This window comes from Nonomuraea solani (assembly GCF_900108335.1).
GTDB lineage: Bacteria > Actinomycetota > Actinomycetes > Streptosporangiales > Streptosporangiaceae > Nonomuraea > Nonomuraea solani.
This window is the reverse complement of the sequence record NZ_FNVT01000047.1, coordinates 19,908-38,022: the sequence shown is the minus strand read 5'-3', so window position 1 is coordinate 38,022 and position 18,115 is coordinate 19,908. Positions and strand designations below refer to the sequence as shown.

Annotated in this window: 17 protein-coding genes and 1 pseudogene; 10 read left to right on the top strand and 8 right to left on the bottom strand. The window is 66.7% G+C overall.

Going from position 1 to position 18,115, the window contains the following annotated elements; all coding sequences use genetic code 11:
• Window positions 1-420: 420 nt before the first annotated feature.
• Complete coding sequence (locus C4V41_RS59335) at window positions 421-852, top strand: SDR family oxidoreductase (protein WP_103964825.1); 432 nt, start codon at window positions 421-423, stop codon at window positions 850-852.
• Here the strand turns inward: C4V41_RS59335 and C4V41_RS61510 are convergent.
• The 4 genes from C4V41_RS61510 to C4V41_RS59320 form a co-directional block, all read right to left on the bottom strand.
• Window positions 840-2,060, bottom strand: coding sequence for a coiled-coil domain-containing protein (locus C4V41_RS61510; RefSeq protein WP_146104266.1), 1,221 nt, complete (start codon window positions 2,058-2,060; stop codon window positions 840-842). The two genes, C4V41_RS59335 and C4V41_RS61510, sit on opposite strands and share 13 nt — an antisense overlap.
• Window positions 2,061-3,233: 1,173 nt before the next feature.
• Window positions 3,234-3,788, bottom strand: a complete 555-nt coding sequence (locus C4V41_RS59325; RefSeq protein ID WP_160150792.1) for an SUKH-4 family immunity protein — start codon at window positions 3,786-3,788, stop codon at window positions 3,234-3,236.
• A gap of 602 nt (window positions 3,789-4,390) precedes the next feature.
• Window positions 4,391-4,549 (bottom strand): hypothetical protein, encoded by a 159-nt coding sequence (locus tag C4V41_RS62630; RefSeq protein ID WP_160150791.1) that lies wholly within the window; start codon window positions 4,547-4,549, stop codon window positions 4,391-4,393.
• Window positions 4,550-4,828: 279 nt separating this feature from the next.
• Window positions 4,829-5,902: a helix-turn-helix domain-containing protein gene (locus C4V41_RS59320; RefSeq protein ID WP_146104265.1), complete on the bottom strand. Its 1,074-nt coding sequence runs from the start codon at window positions 5,900-5,902 to the stop codon at window positions 4,829-4,831.
• A gap of 109 nt (window positions 5,903-6,011) precedes the next feature.
• Here C4V41_RS59320 and C4V41_RS59315 point away from each other — a divergent pair, with 109 nt between their 5' ends.
• A complete protein-coding gene (locus tag C4V41_RS59315) occupies window positions 6,012-6,950 on the top strand; it encodes a lysozyme family protein (RefSeq protein ID WP_146104264.1) in 939 nt (312 codons plus the stop codon).
• On the opposite strand, the gene C4V41_RS65145 is transcribed toward C4V41_RS59315, so the two are convergent.
• Complete coding sequence (locus tag C4V41_RS65145) at window positions 6,924-7,619, bottom strand: MerR family transcriptional regulator (protein ID WP_235031093.1); 696 nt, start codon at window positions 7,617-7,619, stop codon at window positions 6,924-6,926. The genes C4V41_RS59315 and C4V41_RS65145 overlap by 27 nt on opposite strands.
• 136 nt (window positions 7,620-7,755) lie before the next feature.
• On the opposite strand from C4V41_RS65145, the gene C4V41_RS66415 reads away from it, so the two are divergent.
• From C4V41_RS66415 to C4V41_RS63785, 5 genes and pseudogenes are all read left to right on the top strand, one after another.
• On the top strand, window positions 7,756-7,851 hold the full coding sequence (locus C4V41_RS66415; RefSeq protein WP_407670183.1) for a hypothetical protein: 96 nt from the start codon (window positions 7,756-7,758) through the stop codon (window positions 7,849-7,851).
• A gap of 29 nt (window positions 7,852-7,880) precedes the next feature.
• Complete coding sequence (locus C4V41_RS59305; RefSeq protein ID WP_235031092.1) at window positions 7,881-8,540, top strand: imine reductase family protein; 660 nt, start codon at window positions 7,881-7,883, stop codon at window positions 8,538-8,540.
• Between the two features lie 228 nt (window positions 8,541-8,768).
• Entirely contained in the window at window positions 8,769-9,047 is a 279-nt protein-coding gene (locus C4V41_RS59300; RefSeq protein WP_103964821.1) for a hypothetical protein, read from the top strand.
• A gap of 57 nt (window positions 9,048-9,104) precedes the next feature.
• Window positions 9,105-9,647: pseudogene (locus C4V41_RS65140) on the top strand (DUF4158 domain-containing protein).
• Window positions 9,648-10,902: 1,255 nt separating this feature from the next.
• On the top strand, window positions 10,903-12,189 hold the full coding sequence (locus C4V41_RS63785) for a transposase (protein WP_327537530.1): 1,287 nt from the start codon (window positions 10,903-10,905) through the stop codon (window positions 12,187-12,189).
• A 164-nt stretch (window positions 12,190-12,353) separates the two neighbouring features.
• Here C4V41_RS63785 and C4V41_RS59290 read toward each other — a convergent pair whose 3' ends face one another.
• Together C4V41_RS59290 and C4V41_RS59285 are read right to left on the bottom strand one after the other, a co-directional pair.
• Entirely contained in the window at window positions 12,354-13,136 is a 783-nt protein-coding gene (locus C4V41_RS59290) for a MerR family transcriptional regulator (protein ID WP_103964820.1), read from the bottom strand.
• 153 nt (window positions 13,137-13,289) lie between these two features.
• A complete protein-coding gene (locus C4V41_RS59285) occupies window positions 13,290-14,855 on the bottom strand; it encodes a serine hydrolase domain-containing protein (protein ID WP_235031091.1) in 1,566 nt (521 codons plus the stop codon).
• A gap of 320 nt (window positions 14,856-15,175) precedes the next feature.
• Between C4V41_RS59285 and C4V41_RS59280 the strand changes: the two genes are divergently transcribed.
• On the top strand, window positions 15,176-15,763 hold the full coding sequence (locus tag C4V41_RS59280; RefSeq protein ID WP_103964819.1) for a recombinase family protein: 588 nt from the start codon (window positions 15,176-15,178) through the stop codon (window positions 15,761-15,763).
• 197 nt (window positions 15,764-15,960) lie between these two features.
• A complete protein-coding gene (locus tag C4V41_RS59275; protein WP_160150790.1) occupies window positions 15,961-16,512 on the top strand; it encodes a hypothetical protein in 552 nt (183 codons plus the stop codon).
• Here the strand turns inward: C4V41_RS59275 and C4V41_RS62625 are convergent.
• On the bottom strand, window positions 16,479-16,616 hold the full coding sequence (locus tag C4V41_RS62625; protein ID WP_160150789.1) for a hypothetical protein: 138 nt from the start codon (window positions 16,614-16,616) through the stop codon (window positions 16,479-16,481). The two genes, C4V41_RS59275 and C4V41_RS62625, sit on opposite strands and share 34 nt — an antisense overlap.
• 387 nt (window positions 16,617-17,003) lie before the next feature.
• Between C4V41_RS62625 and C4V41_RS59270 the strand changes: the two genes are divergently transcribed.
• Window positions 17,004-17,921, top strand: coding sequence for a multicopper oxidase domain-containing protein (locus C4V41_RS59270; RefSeq protein ID WP_200825029.1), 918 nt, complete (start codon window positions 17,004-17,006; stop codon window positions 17,919-17,921).
• Window positions 17,922-18,115 lie beyond the last annotated feature (194 nt).

The following is an 18,115-nucleotide window of genomic DNA, read 5'->3' as shown; positions in this document are numbered from 1 at the left end:
TGTCTGCTCCAGGTGCACCACGTCGGAGGAGATCGTTCCGTCCGACAGCCCCGCCGCCGCCCGGGCCAGTACGAACCCGGCCAGCACGTCGGTTTCCAGCGCCTCCAGGTCCTCGGCGGTGGCCGGGGCACGGGCCACTCGAAGATCCTTCACTACCGCCAGCGCCAACTCCGGCCACCTCGCCTTCACTTTCACAGCAAGACGAACGACCAGGACGATAGACCTTCAGAATCCCCGAAATCTCATCAACACCAGAAGAAGCCGGAGCACCAGCAGATCAGCCCAGGTCCAGGGGCTAAAGAAGCTCACAGGGCCTCAAGCAACTCAAGGGTTATTAGTTACGTCCCGATCGCCCTGATCGCCTTGGTCATCTCCCTGTTCCTCCCCAACACCAAACTCTCCGTCTGAAAGGCCCAGCTCATGATTCTCATCACCGGTGCCACCGGCAACGTCGGTTCCGAACTCATCATCACCCTGTTGGCCGCCCGCAACGTCTCCATCCGGGCCATGACCCGCAACCCCGCCAAGGCCACCTTCCCCGTCGACGTCGGCGACTTCGACCAGCCCGACACCCTCGCCGCCGCACTCGACGGCGTCGAGAAGGTCTTCATCCTGCCCCCGGCGGCCCCGACCAGGAACGCACCCTCGTCACCGCCGCCACCACCCACCTGGTCAAACTCTCCACCAGCGGCGTCACCTCAGGAGCGGACCAACTCCCGAGAACGCCTCGCTGTCACCACCTTCATCACGCACCGCGGCCCCTTGCCCAGCCCCCAGGCGCCGCCGGCAGCGACCTCACAATCGTCATCAGCCCTTCAAAACTCTGCGGTCCCCGAGGTTCACCTCGTTTGACCCCCCAACTCAGCCGCGACCGCCCGTTCCCGCAACTGAGCCGCCTCCGCCCGCGCCGCCTCCAACTCGGCCCGTACGTCCTCCAGCCGTACCCGCTCCAACCGCAACTCCCCCTGCAACCGATCCTGCTCCTTGACCGCCGCATCGGCCCGCGACTTCTCCCGAGCCATCAGCTTCCGCTCCCGGGCCACCGCCGCGGCCGCCTCCTCCTCGGCCGCTGCCACCTTCCCGGCCAATCGCTCCACCTCGGCCGCCGCCTGCGCGACGTCCTTCAGCGCCATGGCCCGATCACGCTCGGCCCCGGCAACGGCCCGCTCGGCCGTGACGGCCCGCTCCACGGCCCGTTCCCGTTCCTGAGCCGCCGCCTCCTCCCGGGCCTGCGCACCGACCACGTCCCGCTCGGCCTGCTCACGCGCCCGCACGGCCGCCGCCGCCTCCTCCCGGCCGCGATCCCTTTCCTCTCGAGCCAGCTCAGCCTCCTCCTGAGCCCGTACGGCCTCCGCCCGCGCCTCCTCGGCCCGCCGCCCGGCCAGCTCCACCTGCTCGGCCAATTCCTGTACGGCCTGATCCCTGGCCTGCTCCGTCAATTCCACCTGCCGGGCCGCCTCTTTGGCCCGCCGCTCGGCCAGCTCAGCGCGCCGCTGCGCCTCCTCGGCCGACTGCAACGCCTGCCGCTCGGTGCTCGCGGCCTCCCGCAACGCGGCCAGCGCCTGCTCACGTGCCCGCTCGGCATCGTTCAACGCGGTCTCCCGCTCATGCTCGGCCTCTTCGAGCCGTACCCTCATCTCAGCCGTCTGCCGTCGAGCGTGCTCAGCGGCCTCCCGCGCCAGCCGTACCTGCTCAAAAGCCTGCTCACGCTCAGTACGCGCGATCGCCACCCGCGTATGCGCCTCAGCCTGCACCGCACTCAGTTTCGCCTCGACCCCCGCAGGGCTGAGCTCATCGGCCAACGCCCGCGCCAACGGCTCAATGGCCGCGGCCAGCCCACTCTCCATCCGGTCGTACAACTGCTCGGCCCTGGCCAGCGCCCCTTCCAGCCCAGGCGTGGCCCGCCGCAACTCGCGCTCCCGCTTGGCCGCCGCCTGACAGTCCTTCTCCGGACAGTACGCCTTGGGCCGCCCCCTCCCCCGCCGCTGCTCAATCGGCGCCGCGCAGTGCTTACAAGGCGTCACCACGGTTGCTGCACCGGCTTCATCCGAGACGGTCATCGGCCTGCTCTCTCACGTGAAGTGCCAACTTTCGGACGGCATCCGCCCTGCGAGAGGAGCCGACGGCCCCGGGGCATCGCGCCTCACGGCTACACGAGGCCCCACGTGGGCCGAGCGCCCAAAGCCATGCTTCCTCCCACCACATCACCGTACCATTTTCTATTTTCTAGAAAATCAAAATCAGAAAATATAATCCGTTGCGTACAGCAGAGGCCGCAGCTACTTGCGGGAAGGCAGAATTCCCGCAAGTAAGCCTGGACCTCTATAGTTACGACGAGCCGCCACCCCGACCCTGAGTGGGACCTGTTGTGACGCGCAGGCTCGTTGACAGCGGAAACGCAGAGCTGTGACAACGGGTGACGCGGAACTATGACAGCGAGGGCCGCGTGTGTGGCCGTCAACCTGCGCATCTGCGAACTTTACGGTGTAACGCCAGGGCTCAGAGCTATGACAGCGCCGGCGTTCCCCTTGGCGCTCCTGGGCTTTCGCTCAAACTTGTGCGGTTCCCATCCGGGGCATTGGTGACGCTGGAGACGGTGAAGCAAAGCTTGGAACCGCCAAAACTTGCCCCACTGACCAACACAGAGCCGGGGTCGGCTGGGTCAGAGCTGAGGCTCGGGAAGCGCCGTTGAAGTCCATGGCCACCTCGCTCGCTGGGACCGCGCACGCCCCTGTGGCCTGCCCTGTCCCTTCCTGGATCCCTCGTAATGCGTGATGTCCTTTACAGAGCGTTGCCCGTTCGGTGTGGAGGCGATCTCACCCTCCAAGGCTGGAGCCAAGGGACTAGGCGGGGGATTCGCTGCCAGAGGTCTGCGTTACCGACTGTCGTAGCTCCGCGTCTCCACTGCCATTGTTCCGCGTTGCGGAGTATCACGGATTGCTCCTGGTTGAATACGGGATGTGGCGGGGTGTCGGTCGGGGAGAGCAACCGCTGCGCGCCCCCGTGCGGGAGCGCCCATTCAAGGGTCAGTTCGGTCTAGTGCGCCAGCGTGGCCGGCATGCCTTTCGGGAATGGGTGTAGCTCGTCCGTAGTGACGGGTTTAATCGATCAAGCGCTGAGGGTGTATTCGTCCTGGTGACGGCAGTGGTGGACACGCTGGTACTCGCGGTCGACGTGGAAGGTTCGCTATGCCGATCCAAACGCCAACGGATGTCGACTCGCGCAACGTCCTCTCAAAAACCCATGGATCGGAACGACTTTGACACTACGCTTCGCCAGAATGCTCGGGCCTGTTCCATAGCTTCGCCGTCGATTTCACAGAAGCGGCGCACGAGTTCGTTCGACGCCTGTCGGCTCTCTGCGCCACCAGTGGGCCAATCCTCTTTCTCCGCGATGTTCAGCTTCTCCTGGAGGAGGACCATGAACTCGACGAACTTGTCGAGTGCCGAACTTATCGTGCGGAGCGTGCCGTCGTTCCAGCTCGCTACCTCCCCGCTCTGTCCGTTCAGGACAAGGATTCCGGCGCCGCTGCCCAGGAAGATGCAATCTCCAGCCTCCCTCCGCAGACTTGAATTCGGATCCTTCACCTCGTCGGAGATGAGAGTCGGACCGTCTGTGAAATCGGTGAAGGTGAGGTAGCCGCCGATCCGCTCGGGGATCCCGATCGCGCTGATCACCCGCTTGGCCGTCTCGTCCGTCACGCGCCCGGCGAGCGTAGTGAGCGGCGATGTGGTCACCTCTAGCCCTAGCACATCGAACGCGGACAGGAGCCTTTCGCGGTCAAGCATCGGTGAAGTACCTCCTCGGAATCTAGCCATGACCCGCTTCATACTGGACTTCTGGCTATGAAATCTGACCATCGCTTCGGCGCGAACGGGACTTGGACGAAGCTGTGAGCGGCTGGGTCGCCCACCGTGGCTCTTCGAATGTGGGTATAGCTCTTCCAGACTGGTCCAATCAGGCGGTGAGATTGTATTCGTCCTGGTGACGGCGATAATGGACACGCTGGTTCTCTTGGTCGACGTGGAAGGTCCACTATGCCGACCTGCCGGCTATGCCGACCAGGACACCGATCGGGGTGGTAGGTGACGTGGCTGTGGCCGTCAGGTCAGCATAACGGCGGCATGATCAATCGAATTCTCCCTGGCGTGGGAGGAGACGATGATGCAGGATCCGGCGCGGGCTCAAGTGTCGGGGCCATTGGCACCCTACGCGGAGGTCCTGGCCTTTGTTAAGGACATCGTCCGCCCACGGCGACGTTGATCGGCAGCCCTCTCCAGGACAGCTCCCCGACTGCGCTCGAGGGGTAACCAACCCGATTGTTCAGAGCCGAAGGTCACGTCGCGCACATGTTCGCGACGGGAAACACCAGCTCAGAGCTAATAGGCGATCACACCTGGTAGGTAAAGTGGAAGAAGACCTGGAAACCTACTTCCTGCGCATCATCGGGGAACCCGTCGAAGCCGGCGATGCGTGAGGTGCTCTGGGCTGAACCGCTGAAGGCACGGCGCAGCCGTCTGTCCGCTCTCACCGCGCTCGCCTTCGCCATCGTTGCCGTGGTGTGCGTGCTGTCGCCGCTCGCTGTGCCCCAACCGCGAACGCCATCGCGCCTGGACGAAGGCCGCGAGGGCGGCTCACGAGGATGGTGCGGATGTCCGGCAACGGCAGGAAGAAATCGGTCCAGCCCTCGAGGCAGCCCCTTTCGTCGGACCGGAAGGTTAAAGACACACGAGCCGTCGCCGTCGCCCCAGGGCCTCGCGTGCCGAGCTCCCACAGGGGCCGCCACCGCGCCCGCCCGGCCGCCCGCCCCAGGACACCAGCGCGCACCTCAGGTCCACACTTCAGGGGGATGGGCCGTGAGAAGTTGGGCGACGAACTCTCGTCGGCTACGGACCCCTGCCTTGGTGAAGATCGATTTGAGGTGGTCCTGCACGGTCAGAGGTGTGGTGCACAGGGCCCGCGCAATGTCATCAGTAGCTCGGCCCTGGACGACGCGCACGGCGACCTCGCGCTCGCGGGGGGTGAATCCGTAGGAGGCGAACACCACCGGCAAAATGTCGGCGGGTGACGCCGGCGCGATCACCACCGCCGCGGGTCCGTCCGCCTTGCCTTCCATCAGCGAGGCGTGCAGCACGAACCATGTGCCATCGCGTCCACGTACCCGCAGCGGAGGTGGAGTCTGGGCGCCTGCCGCCGCGCCCCTGGCCTGCTCAGTCACCATGACGAACGACGTCGGCACGGTGAAGATCGAAGCGGAGTCATCCGTGAACTCACCGAGCAACTGCTCCGCCCGCTCGTCGGCGCTGATCAGGTGATTGTCCGGCCCCAACAGCAGCACGGCGGGCGGCAGCGGCGCTCGTGGAGAAGGCACCCGCAACAGCTGGCTGCGCTGCAGGGCAACACCCAGATACCGGGCCGCGCGCTGGGCCAGCGCCAGCTCACCGGGCCGGTACGGGCCCCGGTCAGGGCCGCGCATGAACGCCGCGCAGCCCCACATTCCCCCTCCGGCGTCGAACACGGCGCGGAGCTCGTCGCCGAAGCCCGCCGGCGCGATCTGCTCTCGAAAGCGCAGGCTGCGCCGCAGCACCCCGCCGGTGGCCCGGCTGAGCGTGTCGGCACCACGGCCGCTGAGCCGGATCTCGGGGAATCTCGCGGTGTCATCGCCCCAGATCTCCAGTTGCACCGCTTGGCGAAAATCGTCCAGCCTCAGGTCCTCGGTGAGCACCGAGTTGACCAGGCCCGTCGCGGGATCGGTCGTATGCCAGCACACCGCGTCGAATCCGAGCGCATCTCGGAGCACCTGATCGGCCTGCCGGAACACCTGCGGCGCGGTCAATTCCCCCCGGGCCAGGTCCCGTAAATCGGAGATCACCTGGCGCTCTACTTCCCTGCGCGAGACCACGGCGGCAGCCTAACCTGACGCCCGGAATATCCCAGATTTCTGGGATATTCACGAACTCCCCCGCGCTGTGATCATGAGCTGGTCATCCCAGCCCGGACCAGGAGGTCTCATGACCCCTCGCAGCGTCCCCCGACGACAACTCCTCGCCACCGTACTCGTCACTGCTTCCCTCCTCTTCGCCCTCACCGCGATCACGGTTACCGCAGCCCCCGCATTCGCTGACAGTCCCTGCTCCACCGGTGCCGGTGGCGGCCCCGGCACCGGCGGCCCCGGCGGCATCCCGGAGGATCCCGAGCAGGATCCAAGCCAGGAGCCGCAGTTGACGCCCGAGCAGATGGAGGCGTACGTGGCAGAGAACGAGAGCCGAAATGGGTTGTACGGAGACCCGCACGTCTACCTCGACAGCGCCGTCCCCCCGCACCCCACGGTGGGCGTCGGATTCAACCTCGACCGCTCCGACGCACAAGCTCTGCTGACCGCCGTCGGCGCCAACTACGCCGCTGTGCGCGCCGGAACCCAGAACCTGACACCGCTTCAGATCATCACCCTGTTCAAGGGTGACTACCGCGCCGCCGTCGCGAACGTCGGCCGGGTGATTCCCAACTTCGACGCGCTGTCGTCGGCCAGGCAGGTCGTGCTGATCGACATGATGTACAACCTCGGCCCCGGACGCTTCGGGAAGTTCACGGCGATGATCAATGCCGTGAAAACCGGCAACTTCCTCGCTGCCTCGGTGCACATGCAGAACTCGAAATGGGCGACGCAGGTCGGCAACCGCGCCACGAAGGACATGAGACTGATGACTCAGGGCGCGGTGTGCAACCCCGGGGACATGCCGCGCTACGTCCCCGTCTCCCACGGGGGCGGCGGCGGCTGGGCCACATATCCCGGAGGCATCGAGGCCCTGCCGTGGAGCGGCGGGAACAGTGAGGCCGACATATGGATGAAACTCAGGAACCTCGCTGGCGGGGTCGTCTGCTACACCATGACCGTTACGGTTAGTGGCCCAGGCGGAACATATTCAGCCTCGTCGGTTCACTGCGTCTGAGTGAGCGGCGGCGGACCGGAACCCCCGCCGCTTCCCGGCCGCACACGCCTGACTTGCCGAACACCAGAGCGGCGACCGCCTACTCGATCTCGCCTCACCTCTCCCGGTAGTGGCCCGCTCACATCGAGCTGTTGGTGGTGGTTCAGCAGACTGCGGCCGTGTCATGGCCCAAGGCTGCACCACTGTGAGCGACAGATTCGGAGTCATGGTCATCACCGTGGAGCGCGAGCTCGACGTTCCGGCCCGGCAGCTTGATCGTCTAGAAGATCGGGCCTTCCCCGGGGGAAGGCCCGGTAGCTCTCGCTGGCCATTCGATCGGCCGCATCGATGTAGTCGGCAAGAGCGTCGCGGGATTGAGCGAGCCTGTCCATCTGATCGTCCAGTCGCTGCAGCCGTGACCGCATCGCGGCCAGTAACTCGGGACATCCGAGCAGCTCCGGGGGCCTCTCCGACCGCACAGGGCAGCAGGTACGCGATGTCCTCAGAAGACAAACCGGCACCAAGCAGGTGCCGGATCTGCTTCACCCGCAGCACGGCGTTCTCGTTGTACTCGCGGTAACCGTTTGCGCCGCGGTCTGCCTCCAGCAGGCCCTGGGCTTCGTAGTAGCGCAACTGATGGCGTTGACGCCCGTCTGACGACTCAGTTCCCCGATCAGCATCGAACCTCACTTGACCTTCACACTGGTATCAACGTTGACGATGCTGCCATGAACAGCAAAACCGATACACCCGTGACCGTCATCGGACTCGGACTGATGGGCCGGGCACTGGCCGGCGCGTTCTTGAAGCCGGGCACCCCACAACCGTGTGGAACCGTACGACCTCCAAGGCCGACCAGCTGGTGGCCGAGGGTGCACGGCTAGCGCCAACGGTTGGCGACGCGCTCAAAGCAGGTTCCTGACGATCATCTGTGTCACCGATTACCAGGCCATGCACGAGTTGCTCGGTGCGAGCGATATCGAGCTGGACGGCACGATGTTGATCAATCTGACCTCGGGCGACTCGGCCCAGGCCAGGGAAGCCGCCCAATGGGCCGAGCAGCGTGGCGCCCATTACCTGGACGGCGCCATCATGGCCATCCCTTCGGCGATCGGGACCGCCGAGGCGGTGATTCTGCACAGCGGGCCGCAGTCGGACTTCGGGGCGCACAAGTCAACGCTCGACGCGCTCGGCACCGTCACCTACCTTGGTGCGGATCATGGGCTGGCGTCTCTGTACGACGTGGCCGGCCTGGCCATGATGTGGAGCGTCCTGAACGCCTGGCTCCAGGGCACGGCCCTGCTCAGGACGGCTGGTGTTGACGCCGCAACGTATGCGCCGTTCGCGCGGCAGATCGCTGCCGGTGTGGCCGAATGGCTGCCTGGGTATGCCGCGCAGATCGACAGCGGCTCCTTCCCGGCCGAGGTGTCGGCCCTGGAGACCGACGCGCGGCCGATGGCACACCTGATCGAGGAGAGCGAGGCGGTGGGTGTCAACGCCGAACTGCCAAAGTTGATCAAGGAGATGGCCGACCGCTCGATCGCCGCCGGACACGGTGGGGAGCAGTATCCCGTGCTGATCGAAGAATTCAGCAAACGCGACAACGACTGACCGATCCCAATACCGGGATCTAAGCGGTCTCGGTCGAGATGTGTCAGAGAAAATGGGCTCTTGAGCACTCTCTGGGGAGCTGTCACCTGGAGTGACTTCTGGGGCAGATGGGCCTGGAGAGTCCAGGTTGTGTGGAGATTTCGTAACTCGCCGCGCATGGCGACGGCCGTTCTGTGACGATCTGGATCGCCAAGATCTGATCATCAAGAACGGCCGTGGGGAGTCATTGTGCTGCATCCGGTCACCAGCGACCAGGCTCGTCTGCTGCGTGTGTTGTTCCCACACCTGGACGGGTTGGAGTTCGAGCGGGTCGAGGATTCGAGCGGCAGCCTGCAGATCATGGCATGGACCGAAACCGAGCTGGCTGTCTGCCCGCAGTGCGCGACATCGACTGCTCGGCCCTTGAGCAGCAACCAATCGGTCAGTGGCGGTAGCGGGCTGACGTCAGTTGACCTACCGCCATCCAGCGGTCCGATGCGGGTGGGCAGCGACATGGCGGCGGATTGAGTAACTGTTCGGCTACTTTCGGTTTGTTACGGGCGGGCTGGCCCTACTTTGCGGCGTATGCCGGTGGTGGAGTTCTTAACCGATGACGAAGCGGCCACGTACGGCCGATACGGGGAAGTGCCGTCGCGCGCGGACCTGGAGCGGGTGTTCTTCCTTGATGACCAGGACCGAGAGCTGGTTGAGCGTCGTCGTGGCGACCACATGAAGTTCGGCTTCAGCCTTCAACTCGTCACCGTTCGATGGGTTGGGACGTTCCTGGAGGACCCGCTGGAGGTGCCGACCGCGGTCCTCGACTTCGTGGCCGAGTAGTTGGGCATCGCCGACCCGTCGTGCGTGAAGAAGTACACCGAGCGGACCAAGACGCGATTCGATCACCAGTGGGAGATTCGGCGGGTGTACGGCCTGAAGGAGTTCGGGACCGTCGAAGGGGATCTGCGAGCGTGGGTGGAGGCCAGGTCTTGGACCACGGGGGATGGACCGAAGGCGATCTTTCTCGACGCGGTGCGTTGGCTGCGGGAGCGGGATGTGCTTCTGCCCGGGGTGACGACGCTAGCCCGGCTGGTCACCAACGTCCGCGATGAGACGACCCGGCGACTGTGAGGTGTCCTGGAAGGGCTGTTGACCGTGGGTCAGCGTTATGTGCTGGACCAGCTGCTGGAGGTTCCGCCAGGGTCACGGGTCTCGGACCTGGAGCGCTGGCGCAAGGGCCCGGTCCCGCGCGGGTCCGGGCCGACGCTGATCAAAGCACTGGAGCAGGTCGCCGAGGTCGCGGGATTGGGCATGACGGAGCTGGGGGCCGACCGCTTGGTGCCGCCGCGCCGGCTGGCGGAGCTGGCCAAGTACGGGATGAGCGCGGACGCCTCGCAGATCCGCCGTCACCGCGATGGCCGTCGTCTGGCGACGCTGTTGGCCACGGTGGCGTTCCTGGAGGCAAAGTCGGTCGATGACACCCTGGAACTGCTGGACCTGCTGATGACCACCGAGCTGCTGAACAAGGCGCAGACCGCCGCGGACAAGGAGAAGATCCGCAAGCATCCGAAGCTGGCCAAGGCCTCGGCCCGCCTGGCGGTGGCGGTGGAGGCGCTGTTCGACTCCGATGCCTGGGGTGGCGAGGACGAAGAGCCCCGGGTGTCGGAGGTGTGGGAGGCGATCGAGGCGGTGGTGTCGCGGGCGGAACTGCGGGCGGCGCTGGTCTTGGTGAATGAGAACGTGCTGCCGGCGGATGCGGAAGAGCCCGACGACTGGCGCAGCGAGCTGGTCGGCCGCTACAGCACGGTGTCGGGATTTTTGAAGGTGCTGCCCACGGTGATCTGTTTCGGCGCGAACGCCGAGGGCGCCCCGGTGCTGGCGGCAATGCGGCAGTTGCCGGAGGTGCTGGCCCACCGCAGCAGGCTGCCCGCACCACTGATTCCGGCCCGACTAATCGAGGCGGCCGTGGTGACCGGCCCATGGAAGCGCCTGGTGTTCGGCCAGCCCGTCCACGAGGACGGCGCGGTGAACAGGCACGCCTACACCTTCTGTCTCCTGGAGCAGTTCCACCGGCATCTCAAACGCCGCGAAATCTACGCCGACGCCTCCACCAAGTGGCGCAACCCGCAGGCCAGACTCCTGGAAGGCCAGGCGTGGGAGGCGGTCCGGCCGGACGTGCTCACCGCGCTGGGCCTGCCGGAGAACCCGGACGCCCTGCTGGCCGACCACACCCGCGCGCTGGATGCGGCATACCAAGACGTGGGCAGCCGGCTGGACACCAACACCGAAGTCCGGATCGACGACGCCGGGAAGATCCACCTGACCGGCGTGAAGGCCCATCGAAGAGCCGCCCTCGCTGGTCGACCTGCGCAAGCACACCACGGCGATGCTGCCGCGCGTGGATCTGCCCGAGGTCATCTTGGAGGTGATGAGCTGGGAGCCGCAACTGGTGGAGGCCTTCACCGCAGCCTCCGGCGGCCGCTCCCGGCTGGAGGACCTGCCGACCTCGATCGCGGCGTGCCTGGCCGCGCACTCCATGAACGTCGGCTACCGGCCGATCGCCAAGACCGGCGTTCCCGCGCTGGAGCGCTCGCGGCTCTCGCACGTGTTCCAGAACTACTTCCGGCCTGAGACGCTCAGCCTGGCCAACGCGCCGCTGGTCGCCTGGCAGGCCGGGCTGCCGCTCGCCCAGGCGTGGGGAGGCGGCATGGTCGCCGCGGTCGACGGCATGCGGTTCGTGGTCCCGGTCCCGGCGGCCTTCGCTCGCCCCAACCGCAAATTCTTCGGCTCCAAGCGCGGCATGACCTGGCTCAACGCAATAAATGATCAAGGAATCGGGCGAGGCGCGAAGATCGTGTCCGGCACGGTCCGCGACTCCCTGCACATGGTCGACGTCATCTTCGGGCTGGACGGCGGGGAGTTGCCGGAGATCGTCGTTTCCGACACCGGCTCCTGCAGCGACCTGACCTTCGGCCTGCTGGAACTGCTGAACATCTCCTACCGGCCCGCGCTGGCGGATCTGCCCGACCAGAAGGGCTGGCGCATCGACCCCGGCGCCGACTACGGGCCGCTGAACACCTTCGCCCGCGGCAGGATCGACCTGCGCAAGGTGCAGCGGATGTGGCCGGACATCCTGCGCGTGATCGCCTCCATCTACACCGGCACCGTCCGCGCCTACGACGTAGTGACCATGCTGCAGCGCGAGGGTCACCCCACCGCGCTGGGCGAGGCGATCGCCACCTACGGCCGGATCTTCAAGTCCCTGCACATCCTCGCCTACATCGACGTGGACGAGACCTACCGGCGCGACATCAAGCACATCCGCAACCTGCAGGAGGGCCGTCACGCCCTGGCCCGGAAGATCTGCCACGGCAAGAAGGGCGAGCTCTACCACCGCTACGAACGCGGGCTGGAGAATCAGCTCGGCGTCCTCGGGCTTGTTCTCAATTGCGTCGTTTTGTGGACGACTGTCTACCTGGACGCGGCAGTCCGGCAGCTGAAGGCGCAGGGCAACCCCGTCCGAGATGAGGACATGGCCCGGCTCTCGCCCTTCGTCAACACCCAAATGGGCGTGCACGGCGCCTACACCTTCATACTTCCCGACTTGGCGCCAGGGGCGATACGCGCTCTGCGCGACCCCGACGCACTCGACGCCGACGACGAAGAGATCTGACCCCTCACCTCGGCGGGCGGGCTTCGAGTACCCGGCCGGGCCCCTCCTCACATGTCGTGTTCGTGGATGGCTGAGGCGATGTATCCAGCGTGGGACGAGCCGCTCCAGCGGTGTCTGCCAGCAGATCCCGCGGTCCCCGGGTCCTGCGGCGGGGACCGGCTTGGTCAGTGGGTGTCTGGTCTGGGGATGTGGATGCCGGCGGCGCGGAGTTTGGTCTCGACGAGCGCGACTCCTCGGGCCGCGGCCGATCCCTGCTCTTCGCCGTGGAGGGCGATCAGCTTGTAGCGGGTCGCAGCGTCGGTGCGGGCTTGCAGGCCGGTCACGATTTTCAGGTGTGCGGGGTTGGCGAGGAGGTGGTCGGCCATGGCGGTGGCGAGCTCGGCGATGCGCGGGTCGTCCGGTTCCCAGGTCGCGGCTTCGGTTGCGCGCTTGATCAGGGCGACGAACCGGGTGTCTTCGAGGGCGTGCTCGATATGGGTGAGGTAGTCGTCGAAGCTCTCGGGGACCAGTGCCCTGGCCAGGACCCAGCCCTCCCTGGCGGCCGCCACCTCCTCTGCGGGGAAGCCGAGGCCGGACATCCGCTCCAGCAGCGCCACAGCACGGTCAGGCAGTAGAGCCCGGTCGCCGTCGGCGAGCCGGTGCAGCGTGTCACGTCGCGCGATCAACTCCTCGATCCGTTCGGTGAACTGCCGCTCGACGTCGGCGAGCGCGGCGGCGAACAGCGCGGGGTCAGCGTCGAGCAGGGACCCGATCTCGGCCAGGGGCACCCCGGCGGCGGCCAGCGTCCGGGCCTGCACCAGCCGCAGCAACTCGGCCGATCCGTACCGCCGGTAGCCGGAGCTGTCGCGTTCCGGCTCCTTGACCAGGCCGAGCTTGTGGTAGTGCCGCACCGTCTTCACCGTGACGCCGACGAATGCCGCCGCCTGCCCGATCGTGACTCCGTTCATCTGCGCAATCCTGCCCTGTGCTCGAGCTCGGCGACCAAGCGGACCAGCCGAGCATGTGGACGGGCCACGCCGAGTTCGGCGTGGCCCGTTCGGGTTCTTCCTGGTGTACGACCGGAAGGGCGGCCCCTTGAGGCGTACGGGTCACAGGCGCTCTCAGCCCGTCGGCTGAGCCGGATCGACCTGCCCACCGCCAAACACCTCGTTGAGGAGCCTTCGCTGGGCGGTCTGGAATGCTGTTGCGATGGACAGGTCGGCGTCGTCCACGCAGTTCAGCGCGGCGGTCAGGGTCTTGCTGCCGTCAGGGGTGGCGTACATCAGCGCCGCGTGGCCCACGGCGGCGCCGTTGTGGGAGATGACGGTGCCGCCGCCGTCCGTGGTCAGCACGAACACTCCCAGGCCGTAGTCCATGTTCGGGATGCCCGTCGGGTGCGGCGTGCACATCTCGGCCAGCAGCCCGGCCGGCATGAGCTTGCCACCCAGCAGCGCAGAGATGAACGTGTGCAGGTCCTGGGTGGTCGAGATCATGTCGCCGCCGCTGGAGACCCAGGAGGGGTTCTGGCGGGTGATGTCGACTGTCTTCTGCTCGCCGGCGTCCTCGTAGCGGTAGTAGGCGTGGGCGTACGGCTCGGGGATCTCCGGCGACGCGTCCGGCACCACAGTGCCCGACAGGCCGAGCGGCCCCAGGATCAGCCGCTGCATCTCCTCGGCAACCGAACGGCCGGTCACCCTCTCGATCAGCAGCCGGGCCAGCACGTAGTTGGTGTTGGAATAGCTCCAGCCCGTCCCCGGCTCGAACCGCGCCGGCTTGGACAACGCCAGCTCCACCAGTTCCTGCGGCCGGTAGGTCTTGAACCGATTGTCCACCCACTCTTTGCCCGTGGTGCTGTAGGGGATGGGGATCCCTGGCGCGATCGTCCCGTCGGCGTTGACCTCCCCGGTGAAGTTGAACACTCCGCTGGTGTGCTGCAGCAGCATCCGCACCATGATCCGCTCGTCCAGCCCGAACTCGGGCAGGTAGTGCGCCGCCGGGGTGTCCAGCCCGATCTTGCCCGCGGCCACCAGCTGCAGCACCAGGGTCGCGGTGAAGGTCTTGGTGTTGCTGCCGATCCGGGCATGCCCGTTGACCGGCGGCTTCGCGGTCCCGCCCAGCTCGGCCACCCCGGCGCTGCCGACCCACTCGCCCCGCTCATCGTGCACGCGCAGCGACACCCCGACAAAACCGGAATCGACGATCTCCTCGATCGCCTTCTGCAGCTCCGGCCGATCCTGCCCGGCCGCCGTCTCCGGCACGGCCCCGCTGTCCGCAGCGGCTGCCCCAGCGGCGTCGAGGGCTTCGGTGATCTTGCGGACCATCTCGGCCGTGGCGGGGCTCGGCCGGCCCTGCTGCATCTGGGCGGTCTCGACAGCGATGAGAACGGCGCTGCGGAAGTTGCCGGCCTCGGCCGGATCCTGCTGCTTCAGCAGGTTCATGGCCGCAGTCAGGGCCGGCAGCACGCGGCCGGCGATCTCGGCCACGGACTTGCCCACCAGGTCCTTGACCTTGGGGTAGTCGGCGAGCACGTGCCCGATCAGGCCGGTGGCCGAGCCCAGCGCGATACTGCCGTGGGTGGCGATCTCACGGGGCTTGCCGGCGGCACCGGCGGCGGTCATCAGCGTCACGGCGCCGTACGCGGCGATCCGCAGGGTGCTCTTGTCCTGGTCGGAAAGGGTGATCGTCACGGTTGTTTGATCCTTTGAATCTGTTATGTCCGGTCGGCGTCGCGCCGCTGCGCCGAGCTTCCACCCTGCCCCTAGGTCAACCTCAACCGTGATCTAGCTCACAGCTGCTATGGGGGTTGGGGGTTGAGACAGCTTCGGGAGCAGGACGCCGTCCCCGTCAGGTGACAGTCGTATCTCGCCCGGCGGTCCGGCGGTGTTCCGAAAGCCGACCCCCCACCGGAACACCGCCCAGCCACAGTGGCGCCCCAGGTCGGGGCGTTCCGTATAGGTGTTCCGCGAACTGTTCCGGTGAAGGCTCCCTATCCGGAACACTTCAGAGCGTGAACGGAGCACGTGTCGGCTACGCCCGCTGCAGCACCGACGAACAAGACGTCATCATCCAGACCGAGCAGCTTCTCGCGCTCGGCGTCCCCGAGGACCGCATCTACATCGATCGCGGCTTCTCCGGCACCACCCGTCGCAATCGGAACGGCCTCGACCAGGCCCTCGCAGCCGTCTGGGACGGCACCGTGTTCACCGTCACAAAATTCGACCGCTTTGCCCGCAACATGGCCGAAGCCAACGACATCCTCACCGACCTGTCCGACCGCGGGGTGCTGTTCGGGTTGAGCGCCTCCGTCTACGACTGGAACGACCCGTTCGGGCGCCTGTTCCTGCAGACCCTCGCCATGGTCGCCGAGTTCGAAGCAAACATCGGGCACCAGCGCACCCGCGAGGGCATGGCGTTGGCCAAGAGAAGGGGCAAGCTCAAGGGCAAGCAGCCCAAGCTGCCCGAACCGGCACGGCGTTCCATCCGCCGCCGCTACGCCGAAGGCGAGGTCTCCCTGGCCGACCTGGCCGCTGAATACAGCGTCGGCCGGTCCACCATCCACCGCATCATCCACGGAGCTCCAGAAACCCCCAGTTAGAAAGCGGATCTACGCCCACCTCGCTACACGCCGTAGCCATAGGAACTCCAGGCCTCCCTGGGCAGGATCATCCGAATGGGGCCTGTGGCCCGCGCCCATGAGCGGTCGCATCCAAACGACCAGTGGCGATAGCCCGAGCCCCCCACGGGCTCGCTAACGCCACTGGCCGATTGGTTGCTGCTCAAGGGCCTGCTCGGGTGCATGACCGGTACCAGCGGCGTCGGCGGGATGTGTCGTGCGGTGGCCGGCCGATCCAGGTCGAGTTGGAGGTCCGCCGGTTCTTCTGCGGCGACGGCTCCGGCCCGGTCGCGACGTTAGCCGAGCAGGTCGACGGGTTGACCGCCAAGCACCAGCGCCGCACGCTGGGGCTTCGGGGTCTGCTGGAACGGGTCGCGCTCGCGCTGGCCGGCAACGCGGGTTCCCGGCTGGCGCGCGCGATGGGCCAGATCGTCTCACGCTTCGCGCTGATCCGGGCACTGCCGGATCCTGAGGCCGGGCAGGTCACCGTCCTCGGAGTTGACGATTTCGCCAAGCGCAAAGGTACGTCGTACGCGACGTCCTTGGCGATCTTCAGTGGGGCCGAGCCGCAGGCCGGGGCGGCCTCCAAGGGCACTGCCGGACGTGTGGCGGGAGAGGCCGGCCGGGGCCGGCGCGCCAGGGCTGAGCCCCGGTGGGTGCGGGCATGGTGCACGGACACGATCGCCGGAGGCGCGCGTCAGGCGTTGGCGTCGTCATCCCACAGGTCGTAGTCGCAGGGCTCGCCGCGGGCCGGATCGTGCTGTAGCCCGGTCCGAGACGCCCGGCCCATCTCCTCCTCCTTGACCACCAGGGGGTCGGTCAGGCCCAGCACCACCGTGGGGACCGGCGGGAGGGGGCGGCGGACACGGGGATGCGGGAGGGCTCGATCTTGTCGTCACCGTAACAGCCGAATCCACCTTTGACCAGATATAGACGGAAGCTCTGACTCTTTCGACGCTACTTCTTGACATTTCGCTGAAAATGGCGCGTACTTCGATCGAAAGTCGATCTAACTGCCCCCATAGCACCACCGGTCACAACGCGACGGGTCCAGGCCTAGACCCACATCGCGCGCGAAAGCAATGCCCGAGCACTCGCAAGTCACCCTTACGCAAGCGTCACCGATTGGGGAACCATGACCGAGGTAGGCAGAGGCATGGCGAAAAGCCTGCTCTCCCGGCGTGCCTTCACCACGTCCGCGGCGGCTGCCGCGTTGGCACCATTGGTCACAGCGAATCAGACCGCGGCGTCGATCCAGGCCGACACGGTCATGGGCGCGGTCCGCCGCATCACTTTGTACGCCGAGCGGCTGGCGGACGGCCAGTTGGGCTACGGACTGGAGCCCGGCATGGCGACGATTCCCGGGCCGCTCATCGAGATGGTCGAGGGCGACACGCTTGAGATCGAAATGGTCAACAACCTGGACGTGACGGCGAGCCTGCATGTCCATGGGGTGGACTACGACGTGGCCAGCGACGGTACAAGGCTGAACGAGAGCGTGGTCGAGCCCGGGGGCCGGCGCACCTACATCTGGCGCACCCACGCGCAGGGCAGGCGTGCGGGCGGTGCCGGCATCGAGCCTGGCAGCGCGGGCTACTGGCACTACCACGACCACGTGGTGGGGACCGATCACGGCACGGGCGGCATCCGTCAGGGACTGTACGGCCCGCTGGTGGTCCGGCGGAAGAATGACGTCAGGCCGGACAAGACGTTCACCGTCGTCTTCAACGACATGATGATCAACAATCGCCCCGCGCACCACGCGCCGGAGTTCGTCGCCAAGGTCGGCGAGCGGGTGGAGTGGATCGTGATCACCCACGGCGAGTTCTACCACACGTTCCACATCCACGGGCACCGCTGGGCCGACAACCGCACCGGCATGCTGGAGAGCCTTGAGGACCCGAGCCGGATCATCGACACCAAGATCACCGGGCCCGCGGAGTCGTTCGGCTTCCAGCTGATCGCGGGCGAGCGCGTCGGCCCGGGGGCGTGGATGTACCACTGCCACGTCCAGAGCCACTCCGACATGGGGATGGCCGGCATCTTCAAGGTGACGGACGCGGCCGGGAACGTGCCGGGTCAACCGGGCGGCGGTCACTCTGACGGTGACCACGCGGGCGGCGACCACACGGGCCACTAACGGCCGTGCACTCCCCCCGGGCGCCCCATGCCGTACGAATACGGCCCCACGCAGACGTCGACAACCCCGGACCGCGGCCGACCCCCGAACTCGTCCGCACATGGTCCCGAACCACCCTCGATCCCAAGGAGCAATGATGGGTCGAACAGGCCATTTACCGTCCCGAGCACCCGCCTGGCGACGCGTACTGATCG